At 34.9% G+C, this 24,250-nt stretch carries 22 protein-coding genes and 1 riboswitch; of the genes, 12 read left to right on the top strand and 10 right to left on the bottom strand.

The genetic code is table 11. The annotated features are described in order from the left end of the window. The first annotated feature begins 35 nt into the window (after nucleotides 1–35). Nucleotides 36–611, top strand: coding sequence for a T9SS type A sorting domain-containing protein (locus tag A7A78_RS01865; protein WP_068760671.1), 576 nt, complete (start codon nucleotides 36–38; stop codon nucleotides 609–611). 9 nt (nucleotides 612–620) lie between these two features. Here the strand turns inward: A7A78_RS01865 and A7A78_RS01860 are convergent, their stop codons facing one another. From A7A78_RS01860 to A7A78_RS01845, 4 genes are read right to left on the bottom strand one after another with little or no spacing between them, the layout of a single operon-like run. Further along, nucleotides 621–1,952: a DNA recombination protein RmuC gene (locus tag A7A78_RS01860; RefSeq protein WP_068760670.1), complete on the bottom strand. Its 1,332-nt coding sequence runs from the start codon at nucleotides 1,950–1,952 to the stop codon at nucleotides 621–623. 26 nt (nucleotides 1,953–1,978) lie between these two features. Then, a complete protein-coding gene (locus A7A78_RS01855; RefSeq protein WP_068760668.1) occupies nucleotides 1,979–2,773 on the bottom strand; it encodes an ABC transporter ATP-binding protein in 795 nt (264 codons plus the stop codon). Further along, nucleotides 2,773–3,804 carry a FecCD family ABC transporter permease gene (locus A7A78_RS01850; protein ID WP_068760665.1) on the bottom strand — a complete coding sequence of 344 codons (1,032 nt, stop codon included), beginning with the start codon at nucleotides 3,802–3,804 and terminating at the stop codon, nucleotides 2,773–2,775. Before A7A78_RS01850 ends, A7A78_RS01855 begins: the two co-directional genes overlap by 1 nt. Beyond that, nucleotides 3,804–4,949, bottom strand: coding sequence for an ABC transporter substrate-binding protein (locus A7A78_RS01845; RefSeq protein ID WP_068760663.1), 1,146 nt, complete (start codon nucleotides 4,947–4,949; stop codon nucleotides 3,804–3,806). The genes A7A78_RS01850 and A7A78_RS01845 overlap by 1 nt, the downstream gene beginning before the upstream one ends. Before the next feature lie 46 nt (nucleotides 4,950–4,995). Beyond that, a riboswitch (cobalamin riboswitch) is annotated at nucleotides 4,996–5,259 on the top strand. A 30-nt stretch (nucleotides 5,260–5,289) separates the two neighbouring features. Between A7A78_RS01845 and A7A78_RS01840 the strand changes: the two genes are divergently transcribed. After that, nucleotides 5,290–7,122, top strand: coding sequence for a TonB-dependent receptor (locus A7A78_RS01840; RefSeq protein WP_068760661.1), 1,833 nt, complete (start codon nucleotides 5,290–5,292; stop codon nucleotides 7,120–7,122). Nucleotides 7,123–7,135: 13 nt separating this feature from the next. Further along, on the top strand, nucleotides 7,136–8,185 hold the full coding sequence (locus A7A78_RS01835; RefSeq protein WP_242649239.1) for a DUF5074 domain-containing protein: 1,050 nt from the start codon (nucleotides 7,136–7,138) through the stop codon (nucleotides 8,183–8,185). 72 nt (nucleotides 8,186–8,257) lie between these two features. Here A7A78_RS01835 and A7A78_RS01830 read toward each other — a convergent pair whose 3' ends face one another. Then, nucleotides 8,258–9,658: a S41 family peptidase gene (locus A7A78_RS01830; RefSeq protein WP_068760657.1), complete on the bottom strand. Its 1,401-nt coding sequence runs from the start codon at nucleotides 9,656–9,658 to the stop codon at nucleotides 8,258–8,260. 198 nt (nucleotides 9,659–9,856) lie between these two features. Between A7A78_RS01830 and A7A78_RS01825 the strand changes: the two genes are divergently transcribed. From A7A78_RS01825 to A7A78_RS01810, 4 genes are all read left to right on the top strand, one after another. After that, entirely contained in the window at nucleotides 9,857–10,363 is a 507-nt protein-coding gene (locus A7A78_RS01825) for an RNA polymerase sigma factor (protein WP_068760655.1), read from the top strand. Then, a complete protein-coding gene (locus tag A7A78_RS01820) occupies nucleotides 10,350–10,787 on the top strand; it encodes a hypothetical protein (RefSeq protein ID WP_068760653.1) in 438 nt (145 codons plus the stop codon). Before A7A78_RS01825 ends, A7A78_RS01820 begins: the two co-directional genes overlap by 14 nt. A gap of 107 nt (nucleotides 10,788–10,894) precedes the next feature. Next, nucleotides 10,895–11,434, top strand: coding sequence for a DUF4252 domain-containing protein (locus tag A7A78_RS01815; RefSeq protein ID WP_068760651.1), 540 nt, complete (start codon nucleotides 10,895–10,897; stop codon nucleotides 11,432–11,434). 2 nt (nucleotides 11,435–11,436) lie between these two features. Continuing rightward, nucleotides 11,437–11,976: a DUF4252 domain-containing protein gene (locus A7A78_RS01810; RefSeq protein WP_068760649.1), complete on the top strand. Its 540-nt coding sequence runs from the start codon at nucleotides 11,437–11,439 to the stop codon at nucleotides 11,974–11,976. A 70-nt stretch (nucleotides 11,977–12,046) separates the two neighbouring features. Here the strand turns inward: A7A78_RS01810 and purB are convergent, their stop codons facing one another. From purB to acs, 5 genes are all read right to left on the bottom strand, one after another. Next, nucleotides 12,047–13,390, bottom strand: coding sequence for an adenylosuccinate lyase (purB, locus tag A7A78_RS01805; RefSeq protein ID WP_068760647.1), 1,344 nt, complete (start codon nucleotides 13,388–13,390; stop codon nucleotides 12,047–12,049). Between the two features lie 640 nt (nucleotides 13,391–14,030). Then, the gene (locus A7A78_RS01800; RefSeq protein WP_068760645.1) at nucleotides 14,031–14,546 is read right to left on the bottom strand and encodes a GldL-related protein; all 516 of its coding nucleotides are present in this window, start codon (nucleotides 14,544–14,546) and stop codon (nucleotides 14,031–14,033) included. 30 nt (nucleotides 14,547–14,576) lie between these two features. Then, nucleotides 14,577–15,110 carry a hypothetical protein gene (locus tag A7A78_RS01795; protein ID WP_068760643.1) on the bottom strand — a complete coding sequence of 178 codons (534 nt, stop codon included), beginning with the start codon at nucleotides 15,108–15,110 and terminating at the stop codon, nucleotides 14,577–14,579. 105 nt (nucleotides 15,111–15,215) lie between these two features. Next, a complete protein-coding gene (locus tag A7A78_RS01790) occupies nucleotides 15,216–15,761 on the bottom strand; it encodes a hypothetical protein (protein ID WP_068760641.1) in 546 nt (181 codons plus the stop codon). 16 nt (nucleotides 15,762–15,777) lie between these two features. After that, nucleotides 15,778–17,685 (bottom strand): acetate--CoA ligase, encoded by a 1,908-nt coding sequence (gene acs, locus A7A78_RS01785; protein WP_068760639.1) that lies wholly within the window; start codon nucleotides 17,683–17,685, stop codon nucleotides 15,778–15,780. Nucleotides 17,686–18,059: 374 nt separating this feature from the next. Between acs and A7A78_RS01780 the strand changes: the two genes are divergently transcribed. From A7A78_RS01780 to A7A78_RS01760, 5 genes are all read left to right on the top strand, one after another. Beyond that, nucleotides 18,060–19,334, top strand: a complete 1,275-nt coding sequence (locus A7A78_RS01780; RefSeq protein ID WP_068760637.1) for a tyrosine-type recombinase/integrase — start codon at nucleotides 18,060–18,062, stop codon at nucleotides 19,332–19,334. Then, nucleotides 19,335–20,774: a hypothetical protein gene (locus tag A7A78_RS01775; protein WP_131811083.1), complete on the top strand. Its 1,440-nt coding sequence runs from the start codon at nucleotides 19,335–19,337 to the stop codon at nucleotides 20,772–20,774. 98 nt (nucleotides 20,775–20,872) lie between these two features. Continuing rightward, complete coding sequence (locus A7A78_RS01770) at nucleotides 20,873–21,160, top strand: helix-turn-helix domain-containing protein (protein WP_068760633.1); 288 nt, start codon at nucleotides 20,873–20,875, stop codon at nucleotides 21,158–21,160. Nucleotides 21,161–21,192: 32 nt separating this feature from the next. Then, nucleotides 21,193–22,221 carry a protein rep gene (locus tag A7A78_RS01765; RefSeq protein WP_068760631.1) on the top strand — a complete coding sequence of 343 codons (1,029 nt, stop codon included), beginning with the start codon at nucleotides 21,193–21,195 and terminating at the stop codon, nucleotides 22,219–22,221. Between the two features lie 69 nt (nucleotides 22,222–22,290). Beyond that, the gene (locus tag A7A78_RS01760; protein ID WP_068760629.1) at nucleotides 22,291–24,249 is read left to right on the top strand and encodes a DNA methyltransferase; all 1,959 of its coding nucleotides are present in this window, start codon (nucleotides 22,291–22,293) and stop codon (nucleotides 24,247–24,249) included. Nucleotide 24,250 lies beyond the last annotated feature (1 nt).

Genomic DNA, 24,250 nt, shown 5'->3' with positions numbered 1-24,250 from the left:
AAATTTAGATTGCTAACCTACTTAACCATTCATTTATGAAAAAAATTACTTTGTTCCTTTTTTTTATTACAATGAACATTCTCACTGCGCAGAATGTTTTTGAAATTCCATGGGGACAGGGCATTAATGAATCCGTTGCAAGTCCAACTATTGAGGTTGGAGATACCGTGCTTTGGAAATGGGCAGATGCTTCACAAAAAAGTGTTACAAGCGTTTCAAACGGAACAGAGAACTTTGACAGTGGTACTTTGAAGGGGAATAACGGTGAGTTTTCTTATACTTTCACAAAAATCGGAACTACCGAATATCGAAACGATTCAGATCCATCTATGCACGGAAAGGTTACTGTGGTTAGTAAACTTTCCACAGAGGACAAATTTTTCAAAAATTTAAATTTTTATCCGAACCCAGTAAGAAATGAATTGACCATTTCTTCTTTATTTAAAGTAGATAACTATCAAATTTACAATGTTTTGGGTACACTTGTTTCTGAAGGGAAAGGCGCCGGCACTCTTACACAAGTGGATATGAGCAGGCTAAACAGCGGTTTGTATTTTGTAAAAGTCACTTCAAATGGTATGCAAACCACTTTAAAGATTGCGAAAAAGTAGTTTTAAAAATTAATTTTCCGGCAACTCCTCCTGTGTGTTTTCTGTTTTCAGAATTTTTTGGTCGATGCTTTTACTAGCAATAGCCCCAAGTTTTCTTAATTTTTCTACCCTTCTCACTAAATTTCCCTTTCCTTCTAATTTCACTAAAGCACTATCAAAAGAACTTTGCACGGTTCCCATCTGTCTTTTAATTTTTGTCAGTTCGTCCAAAAGTCCTACAAACGAATCGTATAATTTTCCTGCTTCCGTTGCAATTTCCAAAGTGTTTCTTTTTTGATTATCATTTTCCCATAGATTTTCAACTAATCGCAATGCAGCTAAAAGTGTGGAAGGCGTCACGATCATTACTTTTCTTTTAAATGCCTCTTGGTACAGATTCTTTTGATTTGCAACGGCAATTGCAAAAGCGGGCTCAATTGGGACAAACATAAAAATAGTGTCCGGGCTCTCGTTAATGGCGTGATAATATTTCTTCTCACTCAACGTAACGATATGCCGTTTGATGGAATCAATATGATCTTTTAGATATCTTTTTTTAAGGTCTTCGTTTTCTTCCGAAACGTATCTTTCAAAATCGGTGAGCGAAACTTTACTGTCAATTATCATTTTTTTCCCATCAGGTAAATGTATAATTACGTCTGTCTGTAATCTTCCTCCATCGGGATTATCGTGACTATCCTGGATTGTGTATTCCCTTCCTTTTTCCAAACCGGATTCCTCCAAAACCCGGGAAAGTATCATTTCTCCCCAATTCCCTTGAATTTTGGAATCTCCTTTTAAAGCTTTTGTAAGATTGTCTGCTTCCTGACTTATTTTGATGTTTTGTTCATTTAAAAACTGAAGCTGTTTGCCTAATTCTGCGTGGGTTTTGATGAAATCTATATTGTTTTTCCCTACTTTTTCTTCAAAATCCTTGATTTTTTGGTTTAAGGGTTTTAGTATTCCTTCAATGTTTTCTTTGTTTGATTCTGTGAATTTTGCTGTTTTATCAATCAGGATTTTATCGGCCAAAAGGGAAAATTTATCCTCAAAATCCTTTTCAAAATTTCTGAAGCGTTCTTTTTCTTTTTCAAGTTCGTTCCGAAGTGCTTCATATTCGGCACTCTGTCTTGAAAGCTGAACATTCGCCTGCTCCTTTTCTTTCTGTAAAATATCTTTTTCCGAAGCCAAAAGACCCAAACGTTCATTCAGCTTTTCTTCCTGCATCAAAGTATTCTGAAGTCGCTCTTCCAGTTTACTGGTTTCTGTTTTGTTTTTTAAACGGGCAAAAAGATTACCTATAAACGCTCCAATCAATAAGCAGATAGCGGCGAGCAAGAGGAATAGAAAAGTTTCGTTCATCACAATGAATTTTAAAGTAAATATACTTATTTCCGAATGGTAAACCTTCCGGTCTTTGAATCAAAATCTATGGTTTCTTTCGGGAAAAGTGCTTCAAACCGTCCATCTTCAATCAATTTGCAGGGAGCATCAATATAGGTTCCGTCTTTTGCCATTACCAACATTTTGTCGGTAAGCTGAATTGCCAAATCTATTTCGTGGGTTGAAAAAAGTATGGTTTTCCCTGTTTCCTTCGCAAGGTTTTTCAAAAGTTTCAAAACGTAGGCGCGATGATATAAATCCAAATGTGTTGTGGGTTCATCGAGAATAATTAACGGTGTGTCTTGTGCCAATGCGCGTGCAATAGCAACGCGCTGCATTTGGCCATCGCTCAATTCATAACATTTTCGGTGGGTAAGTGCTGTGGTTTCCGTAGCTTCCAAAGCGAAATTTATTGCCTTTTTATCTATTTCGGAAAGTGAATCCATCCAATTTGTATAGGGCTGTCTTCCCAATGAAATCATTTCCAAAACTGAAAGATTTTTAGAAGCGGGCGCTTCGGTCAAAACCACGCTCAACTGTGTTGCAAGCTGAAAGGAGGAATATTCGTTTAAACTTTTTCCGTTTAAAAAAATTGACCCTTTTAAAGCGTTTTGCATTCCCGTCAAAGTTCTTAAAAGGGTTGATTTTCCAATACCATTCGCGCCAACAACTCCAACCAGTTCACCTTTTTCAATAGAAAAATCAATTCCTTCCGCAATGATGGAATCACTTCCTTTTTTTGAATAGCCTACGCTCAGATTATGCGTTTGCAGAATGATATGTTTTTCTTCCAAAGCCATTAAAAGAAGAGTTTTCGTTTTCTTACCAATAACCAAATTACAACTGGAGCCCCAATTAATGAAGTGATTGCGTTAATTGGCAATGTAAATTCACTGAAAGGCAATTGTGCCACAGTATCGCAAATTAGCATCAACAAACTGCCGCAAAGTAATACCGCGGGAAGCAAAATTAAATGGTTGGAGGTTTTAAAAACCTGGCGTACCAAATGCGGCACCGCCAAACCTATAAAAGCGATTGGCCCCACAAAGGCTGTTATACTTCCCGCAAGTATGCTGGTGGCGAGAATTATTATTAATGTGGTTCGTTTTATGTGAAGCCCCATGCTTTTAGCATAGTTTTCGCCCAACAATAGTGCGTTTAAAGATTTACTGCTGAAAACACTCAGCGCCAAACCGACCATAAAACAGAGGATTAAAATCAAAACGCCTTGCCACGATTGGTTTCCTAAACTTCCGAAGGACCAAAAGATGTATTGTTGCAATTGTTCCGCGTTGCTGAAATAGGAAAGAACCGAGACAACGGCCGTCGTAACGCTGCCGAACATCAGTCCGATTATCAAGATTGCCATGGTGTCCTTTATTCTGAAAGTTACTGCCAAAACTGCCAGCAGCACCAAAAAACTTCCCAAGGCCGAGGCTATGACCAAACTCCATTGGCTTAACAGAATTGTTCCGAAAAATCCACCGAAAGCACTGGCACCCAAAATTAAAATTGCCACTCCCAAACTCGCACCACTGCTAAGTCCCAAAACAAAAGGTCCCGCCAATGGATTTCTAAAAAGGGTCTGCATCAGTAAACCTGAAATTGCCAAGCCGCCGCCCGCAAGCATTGCGGTAATTGCTTTGGGCAGTCTATAATCCATTAAAATGTACTGCCACGTTTCTTTGGATGCGCCATTCCCGGTAAAAACCGAAATTATTTCCTTTAAAGGAATTGAAACCGAACCCATACTCAAATTCACCAAAAAAGCAACAATTAGCACCACAAAAAGTGCTGCGAATTGAAGCTTGTATGTTTTTGCGGCTTGCATTATTTCAGTTTATCAAAAAAATAAAGTTCGTGTTCGGTTAATAATTCGGGATGTAGAATTTTAATCAAATCCTTTAAAACCAGATCCGGTCTGTTTGGTGCCAATTCAAAATAGATTACACCACCGGTTTTGCCTTTTTTTAAACTATAGGAATATACATTGTTCGTTTTAAAAGCAGCAAATTGTGTGTAAGCATTATTTGCGTTTTTCATTTCTTCCAAAGTAGTAAATTGTCCCGGACCAATCCAAACTTCGGCGTCGTGGCCTTTATCCAAAACTGACTCCAAACTTAATGATAAACCGCCAGTGCCTTTTGAATCTTTCCAAAGGTAATCGCCATTAGCGTCTGCTATAAACTGTGCGCCCCAACTGTCTCCCTGTGGCAAATACCAAACATCTTTATACATTGCGCCACTAATAACAGTGGGTGTTTCCTTTGCTTCGGAAGCAAGTTTTTTTGCTGAAAGGTATTCGGTTTCAATTGTTTTGAAAATGCTGTCTGCCTCTTTCTCTTTGTTGAATAGTACACCAAAAAATTTTATCCATTCCGCTTTTCCCAAAGGGGAAGTTTCTGTCCAGTCTGAATTATAAAGCACGGGAATACCCGTTTTTTCAATAGTCGCGAAGGTTGAATTGTTTCCATCTATAGCAAAACCAATTACTGCATCTGGCGCTAAATCTATTAAAATTTCAGTATTTATATCTTCGTTTTTGCCGAGCTCGGTTATTTTTCCATCAGAAATTAGCTGTCTTGTTTTTTCTGAAGAAATATAATCGAGGTTGGGAAAACCGACCAAACGTTCTGCTTCACCCAACATTTCCAAAGAGGGAATATGGGTTGTGGAGGTAACAACAATTTTTTTGATAGGTTTTTGTACAACAGCATCAAGCGCGCCGAGATAGTCTAATATAACGCCTTCGTTAACAATACCATATTTAAAGGTTTTTTCAGTTCCTGGCCACGGGTTTTTTAAGGTTATTATTTTTAGATCTCCTAAATCCTCGATTTCAAAGCCTTCGGCATATTTTATATCAATCATTTTCCGTTTTGGATTTTCACTTTTTTTAGTTTTAATAGTGTCACCGTTGTTTTTGCACGCCGTAAAAATGATGAAGAAACTAAAGAAGAAAACAATTTTTTGCATCCCCAAAAATAATGGTTTTGTTTGGGCGAACTAATTTTTAAAGTCTATTTTTGCAAGGAATTTTGGTGAGCAATTTTCAAAATAAAAATGCTCTTAAAAGGGAAATAGGTACATGAGAATGAATTTATTTGTTGAAATCTGAAAATCAGCAATCGTAAATATAAAATCATAAATCCTATGCTGTTCCCGCAACTGTAAGTCGTCCCGAAAATTTTCGGGCGTGCATACTTCAAAACCACTGTTCGCTTTTGCGGATGGGAAGGTGGCACAAAAGACAAGCCAGGAGACCTGCCAGATTCATAACATAAAATCATCAAACTTTCGGGATAAAGGTTGAATTATGAAGCAAAACGGTTTCCATATTATTTTTATTTTTTTTCTGTGCACTACTTCTGTTTTTGCTCAATTGGACAGTATTCAGCAGTTACCGGAAGTGATGTTGACAGACTCAAAACTCGTGCATTTTTCAAAAGGATTTAAACTTGAAAAACTGAGCGATTCCATTATTGAAAGAAATGCAAGCTCGTTAACAGAAACACTTCGTTATAATTCTTCAATTTATTTTAAGGAAAATGGTTTCGGGATGGTTTCTTCGCCTAGCTTCCGGGGAACAAATGCTGCTCAAACGGCGGTGATTTGGAACGGAATAAACATCAATTCTATTTTTACCGGGCAAACGGATTTTAACACCATTTCACCTTTTAATTACAATGAAATTTCAATAAGAAGTGGCGGTGGTGGCGTGCAATATGGCAGTGGAGCCGTCGGTGGAAGTATTCATTTAAACAATTCCTATTCTTTTAAAAAAATTGATTCTACGCAAGTTTCACTTAATTACGGAAGCTTTTCAACTGTAGGAGGGAATGCCAGTACCACACAAACTTGGGGTGATCATTACTTAAGTTTGGGCGTTAATTTTGTGAGTTCTGAAAATGATTATGATTTTGTGGGAAAGAATAGAAAAAACAATCACGGACAGTTTTTACGTTTTGCCGCAACTGTAAATGAAGCGAGAAGGTTGAAGCGTGGCGTGGCTACCTGGAATTCGGAATACACCTATAACGACCGCAATTTTTCTGGCAGTTTAAATACAATTGGGAAGGACGGATATAAAGATGTTGCAACTCGAAACCTTTGGCAATTGCAACAAAAAATAGGTGTTTTTGACACAAAAGCAAGCGTGGCACATCTTTTTGAACAATACAGATATTTTCCGGATAGTGAAAAACCACTTTTTGATCAAGGCAGGGCAAATACATTTATAGGCGCCTTGCAGACTGAAATTTTTCTTCGGAAAAAACTTCGCATAAATGGAAAGATGGAATATAGTTACATAACTGCCAAAGGTGATAATGTGGGGAAAAATTCACGAAAAACATTGGCTGCCGTTGTGTTGCTGAACCATAAAATTTCTGCGGCATTTAGTTATGGAATTAATTTCAGAAAGGAATTTTTGAATGATTTTGACAACCCATTCCTTTTTTCCGCGGATGTGAAGTGGAGCGTTTCAAAAAATTATGAACTTCGACTGAATGGTTCAAAAAATTATCGCGTTCCCACATTTAATGATTTGTATTGGTATGCGGGTGGAAATATTGCTTTACAGCCCGAAACCTCCTATCAATTGGAACTTGGTCAGGAATTTTCATTTGGAAAACTGAAGGCAGATATTGCGACGTATTATATTTCTTCCGAAGACTTAATAAAATGGATTCCCGGAAGTGGTGGAATTTGGGAGCCCGTAAACATCAACAAAACCAGAAATTACGGTGCGGAAGTGGTTGTAGGTTATTCTGTAAAAATATTTTCCCAACATACACTTGGCTTTACTGCAAACTATTCATACACCAAAGCAGAGGATTTGGAAAAGGAGAAGCAGCTTATTTATGTTCCTTTTCATAAAGCTACGGGAACATTTCAGTATGATTTTAAAACCCTAATGGTCTATTTACAAGGACTTTATAATGGAGGGATATATACTACAACAGATAATTCCAACGCAGTGAAGGCATATAAAATTTTCAACTTGGGTTCAGAATTTACCTTTCGCTCAAACCCACAAATAACTTTGGGAGCAAGGCTTAAAAACGTTTTTGATGTTTATTATGAAAACGTTGCCTACCGGCCAATGCCTTCCCGAAACCTACAATTATTCTTAAAATTTAATATTTAAACAAATGAAAACGATGAAAAAACTATTGTTCTTAACTTTTGCAACAGTGCTGTTTATATCCTGTAGCAATGACGATGATCCACAACCGGGCCCAAACCCACCGGAGGCTTATGAAAAAGGTATTTTTGTAACCAATGAAGGCCCTTTTGGTGCAGGAACTGGGAATGTTACTTTTATTTCGGAAGACTTTACCGATGTACAGCAACATATTTTTTTAACCGTAAACGGAAAGGATTTGGGCAACATAGTTCAGTCTATGAATTTTCAGGATGAAAATGCATACATCGTTGTAAACAATTCGCAAAAAATTGAAATTGTAAATCGCTACAGTTTTGAAAGTGTGGATTCAATTAAAACCGGAATCAATAACCCGAGATATTTTTTGGGAACGGATAATAATAAGGGGTATGTTACCAATTGGGGTGATCCAAATGATAACACAGACGATTTTGTTTCGGTGGTAGATTTGCGCAGTAATGCTGTTTCAGCAACAATTCCAGTATCTTTCGGTCCTGAAAAAATGGTTTCCAACGGTAATAAAATTTACGTTGCCCATCAAGGCGGTTTCGGACAGAATAATTTGATTTCTGTTATTTCCGGAAATACTGTTGAAAGCACTATAAACGTAGGCGATGTTCCAAACTCAATGGTGGTTTCTGGAAATTCATTATTCGTTTTGTGCGGTGGAAATCCTAGCTATACGGGTAATGAAACTGCAGGTTCGCTTGTTAAAATTGATCTTTCAAATGGACAGGTTTCAAATACATATAATTTGGCTATTACCCAGCATCCAACTGGTTTGACAATAGATGGGGCAAATCTATATTATAATCTAGACGGGAAGGTTTATAAAGTTAATAGCGCTTCAGTAAGCTTGCCCGGTGCTGAAATTATCAACGGATTCTTTTATGCCCTTGAAGCACATAACGGAAAACTTTATGCAACTGATGCAGGCGATTTTGCGAGCAACGGAAGTTTGAAAATATTTGACCTTTCAACCAATCAACAAATTCAGGAATTTCAAACGGGGATAATTCCCGGTGGGATTTACTTCAACGATTAGTTTTAAAATTCTAAAAAAAATCCGGATATAACCATTGGGTCGTATCCGGATTTTGTTTTTTATAGAATGAAATTATTTCTTTTCACCAATCATTTTCTCATACAAAGGAGAATTTGCCTTACTGTTTGAAATTTCCTTTAAAGGTCTAAAATCACGGCGAACAGGTAATGGCCTGGGTAAAATCTCATTTAAAGCAGCTGCCAAAAACGGTTCGTTGGCATCGCCCAATTGCCCAAGATTGAAATAATCTTCCTGCATAGGAATCTGCGGAAAGAGTCCGTCATTATAATTTGTATTTCCAGCAGCATTCGCAGTTTTAAAGACCAAAGGAAGCATTACATAGGTATGATTGGGATTTGCCTCATTTCTACTGAATTGTGGCGCAGGTGCATCATAAAGCAAGAAAGACGCTTGGAATTTTCCCGTAGTTGTATCTCCAACCTGTACGGCATCTATATAGGGTCTCAGTCCGTTTAAAACCAATTCACTGGCAGAAGCTGTTCTTCTTGTGGTAAGTATATATACTTTAGAAAGATTTAAACTATTCGTTGCGTTTCCGTTGCTGATAGAGTTGTCAAAAACGCCGTTTTCGGCATATTCGGGCTGCCTATCTTCATTCCAGAATTCTTTGTAAAAAACCTGCCCGTTAAATTGCCCCGTAATCATACTGGCAAGGTCTGTTGCGGTTTCCACGGAGCCTCCGCCATTATATCTAAGATCCAAGACAAGGCTATTTACCCCGTCTGATTTAAATTGTGCAAAAGCATTGTTTAACTCTGCATCATAATCTCTAATAAAACCATTGTACATTAAATAACCTATTTTTTCGCCATTAATCTCCAGCGTCTGTGCCTTATAAACGGGGTTTTCGTTGTATTGGGTTTTATTAAGGGTAGCTGTTATACCTGTGGACGTAAAATCCGTACCGTTATAAGTTGCAAGACCAATGGTATAGCTATTTGGCGCCAGCAAATCATTGTAATTGTTTTCGTTTATCTGTTGCCCATTTATGGTCGTGAAAAGATCCCCACGTTTTAAACCTTGCGTTTGCGCATCGGTATTTGGCAAAACATAACGGACGTAACCAAAAACATTTCCGCTTCCATCCGGATAATACACCAAACCAAACTCCATTCCGTTGCTCAGTGTTATTCCGCTCAAAGCGTTTTCAATTAAGGTATAATCGCTGTAAAGATTACTGAAACGATCTTGTGGCGATTTTAGATAATCGAATAAAGTTTCGGGAGAATCATAATTATCCAAAAAGGCATTTAGTTCATCCTGGCCAGCAAAAGCGTCGTTGGCAAGCTCCGGCGTATCAGCTTTATAAAGGTAAAAATAATTCAAGCCGCGATAAATAAAGTTTTGAATGTCAATAGTAGCGGCGGGCTGAAGGTTGTCGTCCGCATCTTCAAAACAGGAAACAAATAGGGCAGAAACAATCAAAAAAGGGATGAAAATTTTTCGTTTCATAAAAAGGTTTTATTAAGGGATTCTTTAAAACAGATAAATTAGGGATTATATTGCAGTTGTAAAAATATGTTTTTTAGTCGAAATTAATCTGATACTTTGCATCATACCTTCATTTATTAATAGGAAAACATTTCATTGTAACAAAAATGGGCGCGATTCGTCATTAAATTAGAAGGCCAAAAACACAACCAAAACCAAATGGACAGAAACGAATTTATAACTATAGTAATGCCGCTCAAGGATAAGCTATATCGTTTGGCCAAGAGAATTTTGGTTTCCAAGGACGAAGCCGAGGATGCAGTGCAGGAAATTTTTATGAAACTATGGAAAGGAAAGCAACAGATTGAAAATTATAAAAGCCCTGAAGCGTTTGCCATTACAATGACCAAAAATTATTGCTTGGATCGATTAAAATCAAAACAGGCTTCAAATTTGAAAATTGTGCACAGCAATTATCAAACTTCAGAAAATATTGAAAGAAATATTGAAGCGAATGATGGGGTTGAACTGGTTTTCCAAATAATGGAAACCTTGCCCGAGCAACAGAAACTAGTGCTTCAATTGCGGGATGTGGAACAATTTGAGTTTTCAGAAATCGCAAAAATGCTGGAGAGTAACGAAACGGCAATTAGAGTGGCGCTTTCCCGCGCCCGCAAAACAGTTAGGGACGAAATGATAAAAAAATACAATTATGGAATCAGTTAAAATAGAAAAATTACTGGAAGCCTATTTTGAAGGTAATACCAGTTTAGCGGAAGAAAAATTGTTGCGGGACTATTTCAACAGTAATAATGTTGCGGAACATTTAGAGCAATACACCTCAATGTTTGCAGGCTTTCAAGTGGCTAAAGAAGAGCACTCCAGCAGAGAATTTAATTTGCCGGAACGTAAATCAAAAACCAATAAAACTTGGTGGTATTCTGTTGCGGCAATGCTTGTAGTGGCTTTCGGTGTGGGAAGTTTTTATTTTTCACAACCACATTACACACAAGAGGAGAAGGAAGCTTTGGCAGCTTTTGAAAAGAGTAAAAAAGCAATGATGCTTCTTTCCGAAAATTTAAACAAAGGGGCAGAGCAGATAACGTTCGTTGAACAATTTGCAATAACCAAGGATAAAATTTTTGAATAGTATTAAAGAGCAAAGAGCAAAGGAAAACTCTTGCCTTAATGAGAGAGCTAAAAGATTTATAATAAACCAATAAAAAAATAGAAATAAACAATAAACAATAACAAACAATGAAAAAAATAGCAATAATACTAGCACTGGCAATTATGCCGATGGCATCATTGGCACAAAACGCTTTCGATTCCTTTGAGGACGAAAAAGATGTAACCTCTGTAGTGGTTACCAAAAATATGTTCAAACTTTTGAGCAAGATGGATCTAAATTCCTCTGACCCGGAAGCGCAGGCCTATCTAAAAATGGTAAACGATTTGGACAACATCAAGATTTTCACCACTGAAAATCCGGCAATGGCCCAAAAAATGGATGCTGCCGTTTCAAAATATGTGGCTGGCTCCAAGAGTTTGGGGGAATTGATGCGCGTAAAGGACGATGGAAAAAACATCAAATTTTACAGCAAGGAAGGTAAGAATGAAAACTTTGTAAGCGAGCTTTTAATGCACCTTGACGGAATCGTGGACGGAAAACCGATGACAGTAATCATGAGCATTACAGGAAATATTGACCTAAAGCAAATTTCAAAATTGACCGAAGATTTAAAAGTTCCCGGTAGCGAACAATTGAAAAATATTGACAAAAACAAAAAGCAATAATTATGGTACTTGCAAGATATTTTATAGCCTTAATCTTGGGTGCCATGGCCTTGACTTCCTGTAGCGACAAATCCTTGCAGAAGTATTTGGTTGAAAAGCAAGATGACGATAAATTTGTAAAAATGGACATTGCAGCCAGTTTGCTTCAAGGCAGGAACAACAATTTCACACAGGAAGAGAAGGATATCCTAAATACAATCAAAAAAGTAAATGTGGTTGCCTACCCTATAAAAGAAGGGGATACCGCTGATTTTGAAAAGGAAAGAAACGAATTGAAGGATATTTTGGACCAAGAGCAATACAAAGAATTGACCCGAATAAAGAGCAATGATTGGAACGCTACTTTAAAATATACAGGTGAAGAGGATGCAATAGACGAGGTAATTGTTTTTGCAAGCGATAACAATCGTGGGTTTGCGGTGTTTAGATTATTGGGTGAAAATATGCGCCCGGATCAAATGCTGAAATTGATGAAATCTGCTGAAAGAGGCGATTTGGATGTTTCCAAATTAGAAGGCTTCGGAGAGATATTTAAAGATTAAATTAGTTGATTAATAGTCGAAAAAGGCTTCATCCAAATTTGGATTGAAGCCTTTTTTATTGGTCTATTTTTTAAATTCCAGTGTAGTTTCCGGGCGTTATGCTTCTCATTTCCTGCTTTACGCTTTCGGGAACTTCCAAGGTTTCTATGAAATTTGCAATCGAAGTTTGGTTAATCCGTTCGTTGGTGCGCGTTAATCCTTTTAAAGCTTCATATGGATTTGGATAACCTTCCCTGCGCAGAATGGTTTGGATTGCTTCAGCGACCACGGCCCAATTATTTTCAAGATCTTCGGCAAATTTTGTTTCATTGAGCAATAATTTATTCAAACCTTTTAAAGTAGAATAAAAAGCGATTAGCGTATGCCCAATAGGAACACCAATATTTCGTAAAACCGTACTATCAGTAAGGTCGCGTTGCAATCTGCTTATAGGAAGTTTTGCTGAAAGATGTTCAAAAAGTGCATTTGCAATTCCTAAGTTCCCCTCACTGTTTTCAAAATCTATAGGGTTTACTTTGTGGGGCATCGCGCTGGAGCCCACTTCACCTGCTTTAATTTTTTGTTTGAAATAGTCCATTGAAACATAGGTCCAAATATCCCTGTCTAAATCAATCAATATATTGTTTATTCTTTTCAAACAATCAAAAAGCGCGGCCATGTGGTCGTAATGCTCAATCTGCGTAGTTGGAAAAGAGTGGTGCAATCCCAAAGTATTTTGAACGAATTTTTTCCCAAAAGCTCTCCAATCTATGTTTGGATAAGCAACGTTATGGGCGTTGAAATTTCCGGTTGCCCCACCAAATTTTGCGGCGCTTTTTATATCGTTCATTAAATCGAACTGTTCTTCAATACGAACCACAAAAACTTCAATTTCCTTTCCCAAACGGGTAGGGGAAGCAGGTTGGCCGTGTGTTCTAGCCAGCATGGATATCTGTGCCCAATCTTCGGAAAGTTCCTTTAGTTTATTTTTCACTTCCATTAAAAGCGGAACATAAACATTGTTTATTGCGTCTTTAAGCGAAAGTGGAATGGCGGTATTATTTATGTCTTGGGAGGTCAATCCAAAGTGGATAAATTCCTTGAATTTTTGAAGGCTTAAATGGTCAAATTTTTCTTTTATGAAATATTCAACCGCTTTTACATCGTGATTGGTAATCTTTTCGGTTTCCTTGATTTTTACCGCGTCCTGCACGGTAAATTCAAGATATAAATCCCTTAAATCCGAAAAGAGATTTCGGTCAAAATCTGCTAACTGCGGAAGATCCAATTCCACCAAAGCGATGAAATATTCAATTTCTACCTGAACACGATACCGTATGAGCGCCTCTTCGGAAAAATAGGGAATAAGGCTTTCGGTTTTAGATGCATATCTGCCGTCAATGGGCGAAATGGCTTGCAGGGCGTTGGTGTACATGGTTCAAAATTTAAAACGGCAAAGATACGCAACTCTACCGATTTATTAGGAAAAGGAGGGATTATATAATTTGAATAGGTTCAATTGTGGTTCTATTAAAGGAATGCCAATAAATTCCACATTTAAGATAATGGATAGTTAAATGTGTATGTTACATATTCATTTTTAAGATTTTGTTGTACTGAAATCGTTTTTTTTAAAACTAATTTTAATAGTGAAAAGAAAAATGAATTATTAATTTAAATAAAAATTGTTATGAGCACACAAAATCAAAATCAGCAAAGGAACCCTCAAAATCAACAACAACAAAATCAGCAAGGGAATCCTCAAAACAGACCACAAAACCAGCGTCATCCTGAAGAGGAAGAAGAATAGTTGGTAGATTTAAAAAATGGGTATCTAATTTTAGGTACGACGAAACCCCTTAATCAACACAATGAGAAAGGGGTTTCTGATTGTGGGGATATGGATATAGAATTGCGGAATTGTAAATATATTAAAAAAATAAAGGTAAAAAAACCGACATAGTTTAATTTCAGAAGAAAAATCTATAATTTTTTAGTGGCTTTGCATAGTCGATGGACCACATATAAAGCTTTGCCCAAGCACAATCAAAGGAGGTTTTTCTTTCCTTTAGTTTTTAATCGAATAACCTTCTTTTTTCTCTTTCTGTTTTCATATAGTCAATAATTGCTAACCACATTATAGCACTTGATAAAACTTGATATTCATCTCCAATGATATGCAAATATGTGAAGATTGCATTTGTGTAAGCAACTATAACCCAAACTAACTTTAAGTAGTCAAGTCTTTTCTTTATTGTTTTATTTAAAAAACTGAAGAAATAAGTCAACATTATTCCAATGAAGCCAATTGTCATAATCAACCGGTTATATTCCCAATGCAATATTCTGAAAAGTGCTCCAATAATTATTATTGCTATTACCCCTTTTAGAATTCGAAAATATTTTGATTTGATGAATGTTCCATTTAGCAATAACATAAAAAAACCAGTAAGTTCACTAATCCAAAGTCCAATATAAGTCCAATTTTCAGCATCATAATTGTCAGTCAGTTGTGAGGTAAGAAAACCGACAAGAGCTATTATTAGTCCTATTCCGATTATTGTTATGTATGGTAAATTGTTTGTTTTCAAATGTTGGGAGTTGTTTATTTAGGATATAGCTTAAAAAGGGTTTTGTAAATTGTTTTTTTCAATCCGTAATTCATACATGATGTTAAGTAAGTTTTCCTTGAATTTTTCCTTTTTTCTTTTTTGAAGAAGATTAGTTAAGGCCAGAAATCCAATTGAAAATGGGATGAATAAAATTAATAGTGGATATATTTCCTTTATAATAATAAGACAGATTAACGCTATTAAAAAAAGATGTGTAATGATTTTTCCAAATGCAGCGAATTCATTATTTTCATTTAATTCAATTTCAACAGTTGTTTTGTTATTCACTTGCGTGATTTTTCCTTTTGCAAAGGCTGCGGACACATTTGAGTTCAAAAACTTTCTTTTATTTCGGATAAAAAAATTAGTCGAATTTATTTCACCTAAATATTCCTTTTTAGATTTATAAAATTCATCATATAAATATCCTCTATCCTGATCAATATACGGTCTAAATCGATTGACGAAAGTTTCATTTCCAAAATTGAAATCGATTAAAATTATTTCTTTTGGATAAAAATATTTAATAAGATCAAACTTCATCTTTAATATTTACAGGGCTTCTTTTTAATTGACATGGAGTGTGTTCTGGAAGGAATTTTTACTAATGGTAAATATCCAATAATGGAGTTTGTAAAGGATTTTTTTCTATTCCGCTTCAATTATTTCCGTTTTTCTTTCCGCTAAATTTATTCTAACCATAAATTCGGGTTTCCATTTAAATTCTGAACTATAGTTGATTTCAAAGCTATTGACAGTCCAATAATAAATATTTCCATCATCAGAAACATCTTCTAAATTTGGGCTTGCTTGTCTTTTGGCTCTCTCAATTTTACGTAACAGTTTTTTAATATTTCTGTCCCTTTCAAAAATTTTATTGACTTCTTCAATTTTTTTCATTTCAGCAATAACCTCATTTCGGAATCTTTTTTCAGAATCAACGCCGTGAATACTGTCCATTTTTTTCCAGAGTTTGGTGTGAATTGTTTCAACACTATCTATTAGTTTTTTTGAAACCACACAATCTGCAACTGTATAGAGTTCAATTCCCCATTTTTTTCCAACAAATTTTATAGCTTTTCGCTGGGCATCATACGGAAAACCATAGGTTAAGATTCTATCGGGACTTTGTAATTCCTGTGAAAAAGAAGTCAAACTTATGAGCAAAAGCAATACGCAAAGGATTTCTTTCATAAAATTTAATACATTTTTAAAACGCCCCATCCATAATTTCCTGCACTACCTCTGGGTTTAGCAGGGTGGAGATATCGCCCATATTGTTGGTGTCTTTTTCTGCAATCTTCCTCAGAATGCGGCGCATTATTTTTCCGCTTCGGGTTTTTGGCAAGCCTGTGGTAAACTGTATTTTATCCAATTTAGCTATCGGGCCAATATGTTCTGTAATGATTTGGTTTATTTCCTTACGCAAATTTTCGTGGAGACGGCTTTCGCCAATTTCCTTTAAAATAACAAAACCATAAAGCGCATTCCCTTTAACGTCGTGCGGGAATCCTACAATAGCACTTTCCGCAACAGCTGGATGTTCGTTTATGGCGTCTTCAATGGGCGCGGTACCCAAGTTGTGGCCAGAAACAATAATTACATCATCCACACGTCCCGTGATGCGGTAATACCCTGTGCTATCGCGCAAAGCGCCATCGCCTGTAAAGTATTTGTTTTCAAAAGCTGAAAAATAGGTTTCGCGATAACGTTCGTGGTTTCCCCAAATTGTTCTTGCCATTCCGGGCCACGGGAATTTAATACACAATCGGCCACTCACTAAGTTTCCTTTCAGCTCCTCGCCATTTTCGTCCATCAAAGCTGGTTGTACTCCAGGCAATGGCAGGGTTGCGTATGTTGGAATGGTGGGCGTGGAGTAGGGAATGGGCGAAATCATAATGCCGCCCGTTTCAGTCTGCCACCAGGTATCTACAATAGGGCAGTTTTTCTTCCCAATGTTTTCGTCATACCAGTGCCAGGCCTCTTCATTTATGGGTTCGCCCACGCTGCCCAAAATTTTAAGGGAGGAAAGGTCATAGTTTTCCGAAAAATCCAGTCGTTCCTTCGCCAAAGCACGAATAGCTGTGGGCGCTGTATAAAATTGGGTCACTTTGTGCTTTTCCACTACCTGCCAGAAGCGTCCAAAATCCGGGTAGGAGGGAACGCCTTCAAACATAAGCGTTGTGGCGCCATTGGCCAAAGGACCGTAAACTATATAACTATGGCCGGTAATCCAGCCAATATCTGCCGTACACCAAAACACGTCGTTTTCTCGATATTGAAATACGTTTTTAAAAGTGTATGCTGTATAAACCATATAGCCCGCCGTACTGTGAACCATACCTTTTGGTTTTCCCGTAGAACCGGAAGTGTACAAAATAAACAACGGATCTTCGGCGTCCATAACCACTGGCACACAGTCGTGATAGGCTTCATCAAGCAATGGTTGCAGCCATTTGTCGCGATTTTCCTTCATCGGTATTTCAGAATTGATACGTTTTGCTACCAAAACTGTTTTCACGCCTTCACAGCTTTCCAATGCCTCGTCAACAATACCTTTTAAATCTATGGTTTTACCGCCACGGTAAGAACCGTCACTCGTGATTACCATTTTACAATCGGAATCATTGATACGCGTGGAAAGTGCTGTGGAAGAAAATCCCGCAAAAACCACGGAGTGTATAGCACCAATACGTGCACAGGCCAATAATGATACGGCCAGTTCAGGAATCATTGGTAAATAGATACAAACCCTGTCCCCTTTTTTTACACCGTGGTTCAACAAAACATTTGCAAACTTGCAAACTCGCTCGTGGAGCTGCTTGTAGGTTATATGCTCAGCTTTTTCGGAAGGGTCATTGGGTTCAAAAATAATCGCGGTTTTATCGCCGCGAGTATATAAATGGCGGTCTATACAGTTTTCGGTGATGTTTAGTTTTGCGCCTTTGTACCAAGAAACCTCAGGTTTTGAAAGATCGTGCTCCAGCACTTTGTCCCAGCGTTTGCGCCACATAAAATTTTCTTCAGCAATCTCTTCCCAAAAATTTTCAGGGTCTCGGACTGATTTTCTATAAATCTGAAAATATTCTTCTAAATTCTTAATGTGGTAATTGCTCATGACATATTGGTTTTCTGACTAATATTGAAGTTGCTGAATTGATTTAGAAATATATTTAAATTGGATGAGTCTGAAAACGAAAAGATGAATTTTGTGAAGAAATTTTCTTGAAAATCAGCTTTAGAATATAACCTGATGAAGCTAAGTTTTGGCCTAAAGCAATTTTGATAAAATAAAAAAACCTGTAAACGCACTGTTTACAGGTTTTTGCGGAGAAAGAGGTATTTGAACCTTTTATTGACTATTGGAACTTATTATATGTAATGTCAACAAATACAGGCTTTTGTTGAAAACCTTATATCTTATTATAGTTCAATTATAGTATTAAATAGTATATTTACTGACACCTATACTGGCACCCGTAATTTAGTACTATGAAAAAAACATTTAATTTGAAAAAGCCTAATGCAGAAGGTTTATCTCTTATTTACTTAAAAGCATATTTTAAAAATGAGGGACGGAAATTTGTATATTCTACTGGAGAACATATTAAACCTGAAGATTGGGATTTTGAAAATAGACAACCAAAAAATTTAAACGGCAGAACTGAACACGCCAATAAGCAAAGAGGGGTTAAGAGACAATTAGACAGATACTCTAATTTCTTTTCTGATTTAGTCCAGAGTTATAAATTATCAAATAGGGAAATTATCATTTCAGATTTTAAAAATGATTTTGATATAGAATTTAAGAGAACTCAATCTTTAGGAAGTAAGTTTTTTGAGGTATATGAGCTATTTCTTTTAGAAAAGAAAAATGATTTTACGGAAGAAGCGAACTCCGATACCACTATTAAAAGGTATGAGTATAATAAAAAATTGCTATTAGATTTTCAGAGCAACAGAAATAAAATAATACATTTCAATCAAATAAATAAAGGGTTTTATAATTCCTTTATAGAATATTGTATTATTAAAAAAAAGCATTCTGCAAATACGCTTAGAAGGAACGTTGGTTTGATGAAAACATTTCTTTATTGGGCTTTAGAAAATAATTACACTTATAAAGTAGATTTTCAAAAATTTAAGGCTCCTAAACCTCAACAGACTGATGAGGTTGCTCTTAATTTAGACCAAGTGCAAGAGGTTTTTAATTTTGATTTGAGCAAGAATCCAAGATTAGAAAAGGTAAGGGATTTATTTGTATTTGGTTGTGCTACTGGAATGAGAATAAGTAATTACTCTAAAGTATCTAAGAAAGATATTTATGACGGTTGCATTAAGGTCAGAGATGAAAAGAATAAAGACAAAAGTTTAGAAATACCATTAAATGATTTTTCTAATTTCATCTTAAAAAAATATGAGTATAATTTGCCTAAACTTTCAAATCAAAAGTTTAACGATTATATAAAGGAGGTGTTTGAGTTAGTTGGTTATACTCAGGACGTAAAAAAAACTATTATGATAGGGAAGGAGCTTATTGAGCAAATTAACCCCTTATATGAGCGTATTTCGTCCCATACTGCCAGAAGAAGCTTTATTACAATAATGAAAAACAAAAAGATTCCTGACAAAGTAATAATGAGTTATACGGGTCATAGGAGTTTGGAGGTTTTCAATAAGTACTATAAACCTAATAATGATGATAAAAAGGATTTTATGCACACCGTTTGGAAAATGGAAACTGCTCAATTAAAAAAGGTTAAATAAATGAATAGACATAAAACATTATTTTTTAATGAGTTATCTGAAGTTAGTTATTGTGGTCATAAAATGCTAACGGGTAAAATTGGAGAATTTGAACGTCCCTTTGACATTATTGCAGTTGATGGCGCTCATAATTATTCAAATTGTGAAAATTGCAGAAATACACGCAAGGATATAATTGCAAGATTAAAGAAAGCGACTGAAATATTTCCTTTTTGCTGTGAATCTCATAGGAAGCTATTAGACTTCTCATTATATAGAAATGAAGATTATATAGGGTTAGAAGATAAAATAGCAGATAAAATAATGTATAGCTATCATCACGTGATTAATTTTATTGATAGGGATGATTGGCTTAATGAAATAACTGATTATTTAAAATATGTTATTGACAGTTTTGGTAGTTTTCCGCCTGAATATGGATGTGCATTTATGATAAATTATTATCCTGATATCTTAAGTGATTTATTAAAAGATAATTCCCCGTCTTCTAACAAAATTTCAAATGACGAATTTCAAAAAAGAATTAATAAAATTCAAAACTTTATAGATTTGAGATTTAAAGACACCAAACCACAAGATGACGACTTTGGTGAAAGAGATTTAAATTTACTCTTATCTACGTATGATAAATGGTATAGAACTTTCCCATTTGATTTAGAATATTTCAAACCATTAAAAGAGCATTTTAGAAATACAATTCCAATATTAGAGAATAAATTGAGAATTAATAAATATAATGGTGTTGCAACCACAAGACTTCATACTAAAGAGAATTTGACAAAAACCTTAATTCAAATTACCAAACAAATTATTACTGAGGTAAATGCCAAGAAGTTATTTGACAAAGGTTTATTAAATGATTCTGAGAAAATCAAAATGGATTTAATACTAAATAATAGAGAATTAGAACTATCTGAAATTAGCTCAATTGATTATTCAGATAGGAAAGGATATATTAAGGTTCTCAAACAATGGTTTAAGTCCGAAAAAAAATTCATTAAAGATATAACCCCATATATACAAGATAAGCCTAATACAAAGAGTAGCGGTTCAAGTACTAAAAAGGATTTTGAAGATAATTTTGAACTCTATAAATTGTTTAAGAATAAAGAAGATTATGAATCTGTCATTGATATTTTAATAAAGGCAAACTTTATAAGTCCAAAAGGCAAGGGATTTGAATGGGTTTTTACTGAAACTAAAGAGTTCAAAACAAAACAAATGATTATTGCGCTTTTTGTGGTCTTAGAGACTGAAAACTATCTTATCATTAGCCCAAAATCAATTTACACATTTATTGAAAAAAACTTTGGAATAAGAATAAATAAAGGCACTTATAGTAGGTCTTCAAATAACTTTAAAGAAGATTATTACAATAAAAACACTAAAAATTATTCTTATACTTCAATATTCCAAAGCCTCCTCTCAGATTGTAAATAATAACAACCTAAGCAACGTTGTATAGGTTGCTATTAGGTTGTCATATATAGGCTTATAGTTCATTGTACTTTCGTCCTAACGGTTAAAAATTGTTAGCGATGGAAAGTATAATTCAAGTTCAAAATGTTTCTAAGAATGAGTTCATTTCAATAATTGAAAAGGTTATTGAAGAAAAACTAATTCAGCATCTTCAGCCCAAACAAAGCGAAAATCTTACGGTAAAAGAAACTGCTGAGGTATTAAAAGTATCTGAGCAGTCTATCCACAATTACATTAAAAGAGGGATTATTCCAGCTCAAAAAGCAGGAAGGATTCTACTCATAAAAAGAAGTGATTTAGATAAAGCATTAACTGAGGTTAAGACCCTTAAATACAAAAGGTCTTAGCCTTTTTTATATCTCTAAACTCAACTTCTAAAATGGGTAATATCTATACATTAGCACAAAACGGGACAAGCAAAACAGGACAAAACAATGTTATTGTCAATGGAGAAGGTTCAGACCTCAGCAAAAAAGAGGCTTTAAAAGGAAGAGCAAAACGAAAAACCATTACTCAAATAATGATGTTAAACCTCATCTCATTAGCTCAGGAAAACGGAGAGACAGAATTAGAAAAATCGTATTGGAATACTTACTACTGCCAACAAAATATTATTACAGCAGATGGTAGGTTATACGGTAAGTACTGTAAAAATAGATTTTGCACTTTGTGTTGTGCCAATCGTAAAGGTGAAATGATAAATAAATACTATCCAATAATGAAAGAATGGAAAGAGCCATATTTCTTAACGTTAACTGTAAAAGCCTGTACCTCTCAACAATTAAAAGCCTATATAAACTCTATGCTAAGAACCTTTCAGAAAATAATTGAAAAACATAGAAAAAAATACCAACGGGGCAAAGGACAAAAATTAGTAGGAGTAAAATCTTTAGAAAGTAATTTTAATCCCGTTAAGAATACCTACAATCCGCATTTTCATATAATCACTAAAGAAAAATGGATGGCTGAGGTAATTTTAGAAGAATGGTTAAGCAGAAGTAAAAAGGGATATACCTTAAGATGGTCTCAAAATTTACAGCCAGTAAGGAATTTAGAAACGGGTTTAATTGAAATTATAAAATATGGAAGTAAAATTTTTACTGAGCCAGATTTAAAGAAGAAAGCAAAAGAGACAGATACAGCTCAAATTTATTTAAAAGCTTTAGATACAATCTTAAGTGCAATGAAAGGAAAACGCATATTTGATAGATTTGGTTTTAATGCACCTAAAAATATTAAACCAAAATATACACCTGCAAAGCTATTATCTAATTATAGAGAATGGGAGTATGATGCTGAGAGTTCTGATTGGATTGATAACATTACAGGAGAAGTGCTTACAGATTATAAAATGCCATCTCATTTACAGGCTATACTAACTCATAATATTAACTTAATTAGAAAGTAGGTTTCATACAAATCCATTTTATAAAGTTTAGTACATTTGAGAAAACTAATCAATACTTCGATTTATAAAATGCAAAACTTACAAGAAGACCTCATAAAGCTACTTAAAAATGAAGAGAATTTAGTAGTTGATGGACACCTCAACAAAAATAAAATTATAGAATTAGCTCTAAAAGTAGAACCTAAGTTAATAAGGCTCTTATTAAGTACTGATACTTTCAAAAAGCACTTCTTTCAAAAAGTCGATGAGGTTTTAATTTTTGATAAAATAAAATTCCAACGCTTCGTAAATAACAAATCTTTTCTTCCAGACAGTTATACAGTTTTTAAAAATAAAATTGGATTGGTTGTAAATGATGATTATTTAGATAATTATATTACAGGCTCTAAAGACGTTGTATTGGCTTTTCCTCATAAAGATTGCATATTAGAAGGAGGGCAAACTAAAGAAGACCAAAAACGCAATGAAGTTTTCTGGAATGAAACCTTAGCGCCAGATAATGTAGATAGGCTTTTATCTCCAAAAGTTTTCACCAACTTTAAAAAATATGATAAAGATGGGGAACACAAGGTTGAAGTCATAACTCCAAATGACAATCTAATTTTAAAAGGTAATAATTTACTTTGTTTAGCTTCATTACTTAAAACGCATAGAGGGAAAATTAAATTAATTTATATAGACCCACCATTTAATACTAATAATGATTCTTTTAAATATAACGATAGTTTCAACCATTCAACGTGGTTAACTTTTATGAGTAATAGATTAAGTATTGCAAAAGAATTAATGAAAGATGATGGTTTAATATTTATTCATTTAGACCAAATTGAAGAGGCTTACATGAAAATTTTATGTGATGAAATTTTTAATAGAGAGAATTATGTAAATACAATTGCCGTAAAGTCATCTACTCCAAGCGGTACAAAAACTGCTCATAGAGATAAGACAATAATTAAGCAAAAAGATTTTATTTTAGTTTATAGAAAAAGCTCTTCAGCTTCATTTATCCCCCAATATAAAAGAAAAGAAAAGTGGGACACACACTTTAATTATTATCTTAATAAAAAAGATAATACTGTAATATCGTTATTAGAAAAATTAAAAGCAGATAAAATTCTGGAAGCTGAACAATCCCTAAAAGATTTTGATATAGACAACAAAAAACATAGGGAGTTTTATCTAAAAGAAGCAAATAGAATATGTCAAACACAATCACATAAAAATGAAGAGTTAAAAAATCAATCTCGCAAATTAAAAGATAAAGTTTTAGTCATAAATGAAAATTTAGAAAATGAAACAATGTTTTATAATGGGAGACAACTTACACCTCTATCAAAAAGTATTCACGAAGTAATATATAATGGAAAAATTGATAATGATTTTGGAATGTTGCTTTGTGATTTTTGGGATGATATTGACTTTCAAAATACCCAAAACGAGGGAGGCGTTAGTTTTACAAATGGAAAAAAACCAGAAGAGCTTTTATATAGGATAATTAATATGGCCACAACCAAGAATGAAATTGTTTTGGACTTTTTTGTAGGTTCTGGAACAACTGCGTCAGTAGCTCATAAAATGAATAGAAGATATATTGGTATAGAGCAAATGGATTATATTGAAGAGTTACCTTTTCTAAGACTTCAGAAAGTAATTAATGGTGAAAATGGTGGAATTTCAAAGTCTTTAAATTGGAACGGTGGAGGCTCATTTGTATATGCTGAGTTACTACAATACAATCAAAAATATATAGAACAAATACAGGAGGCTAAAACCAAAGAGCGTTTAGTTGAAATATGGCAAGAAATGAAGTATAAAGCTTTTTTGTCTTACCAATTTGATGCAGAGGTATTCGACACCCGTATAGATGCTTTTAAGACGGCAACAATTGAGTATATGCAAAAGTATCTCAATGAAATCTTAGACAAGAACCAACTTTATGTAAACCTCAGCGAAATAGAAGATGAAACCTTTGAGATTAGTGATGAGGTTAAAGCACTAAATAAATCATTCTATAATACAAAATTTTAGA

The organism is Aequorivita soesokkakensis (assembly GCF_001641085.1).
Lineage (GTDB): Bacteria > Bacteroidota > Bacteroidia > Flavobacteriales > Flavobacteriaceae > Aequorivita > Aequorivita soesokkakensis.
Note: the sequence above shows the minus strand (reverse complement) of the source record. Positions and strands in the feature narration are given on the sequence as shown.

Bases quoted from the DNA above. Each gene is read 5' to 3' on its own strand.
- A7A78_RS01865 (WP_068760671.1), top strand. From the start codon at position 36: ATGAAAAAAATTACTTTGTTCCTTTTTTTTATTACAATGAACATTCTC.
- A7A78_RS01825 (WP_068760655.1), top strand. From the start codon at position 9,857: ATGGACAGAAACGAATTTATAACTATAGTAATGCCGCTCAAGGATAAG.
- A7A78_RS01850 (WP_068760665.1), bottom strand. From the start codon at position 3,804: ATGCAAGCCGCAAAAACATACAAGCTTCAATTCGCAGCACTTTTTGTG.
- A7A78_RS01810 (WP_068760649.1), top strand. From the start codon at position 11,437: ATGGTACTTGCAAGATATTTTATAGCCTTAATCTTGGGTGCCATGGCC.
- A7A78_RS01780 (WP_068760637.1), top strand. From the start codon at position 18,060: ATGAAAAAAACATTTAATTTGAAAAAGCCTAATGCAGAAGGTTTATCT.
- A7A78_RS01790 (WP_068760641.1), bottom strand. From the start codon at position 15,761: ATGAAAGAAATCCTTTGCGTATTGCTTTTGCTCATAAGTTTGACTTCT.
- A7A78_RS01835 (WP_242649239.1), top strand. From the start codon at position 7,136: ATGAAAAAACTATTGTTCTTAACTTTTGCAACAGTGCTGTTTATATCC.
- A7A78_RS01795 (WP_068760643.1), bottom strand. From the start codon at position 15,110: ATGAAGTTTGATCTTATTAAATATTTTTATCCAAAAGAAATAATTTTA.
- A7A78_RS01820 (WP_068760653.1), top strand. From the start codon at position 10,350: ATGGAATCAGTTAAAATAGAAAAATTACTGGAAGCCTATTTTGAAGGT.
- A7A78_RS01760 (WP_068760629.1), top strand. From the start codon at position 22,291: ATGCAAAACTTACAAGAAGACCTCATAAAGCTACTTAAAAATGAAGAG.
- purB (WP_068760647.1), bottom strand. From the start codon at position 13,390: ATGTACACCAACGCCCTGCAAGCCATTTCGCCCATTGACGGCAGATAT.
- A7A78_RS01815 (WP_068760651.1), top strand. From the start codon at position 10,895: ATGAAAAAAATAGCAATAATACTAGCACTGGCAATTATGCCGATGGCA.
- A7A78_RS01845 (WP_068760663.1), bottom strand. From the start codon at position 4,949: ATGCAAAAAATTGTTTTCTTCTTTAGTTTCTTCATCATTTTTACGGCG.
- A7A78_RS01770 (WP_068760633.1), top strand. From the start codon at position 20,873: ATGGAAAGTATAATTCAAGTTCAAAATGTTTCTAAGAATGAGTTCATT.
- A7A78_RS01860 (WP_068760670.1), bottom strand. From the start codon at position 1,952: ATGAACGAAACTTTTCTATTCCTCTTGCTCGCCGCTATCTGCTTATTG.
- A7A78_RS01765 (WP_068760631.1), top strand. From the start codon at position 21,193: ATGGGTAATATCTATACATTAGCACAAAACGGGACAAGCAAAACAGGA.
- A7A78_RS01775 (WP_131811083.1), top strand. From the start codon at position 19,335: ATGAATAGACATAAAACATTATTTTTTAATGAGTTATCTGAAGTTAGT.
- A7A78_RS01830 (WP_068760657.1), bottom strand. From the start codon at position 9,658: ATGAAACGAAAAATTTTCATCCCTTTTTTGATTGTTTCTGCCCTATTT.
- acs (WP_068760639.1), bottom strand. From the start codon at position 17,685: ATGAGCAATTACCACATTAAGAATTTAGAAGAATATTTTCAGATTTAT.
- A7A78_RS01840 (WP_068760661.1), top strand. From the start codon at position 5,290: ATGAAGCAAAACGGTTTCCATATTATTTTTATTTTTTTTCTGTGCACT.
- A7A78_RS01855 (WP_068760668.1), bottom strand. From the start codon at position 2,773: ATGGCTTTGGAAGAAAAACATATCATTCTGCAAACGCATAATCTGAGC.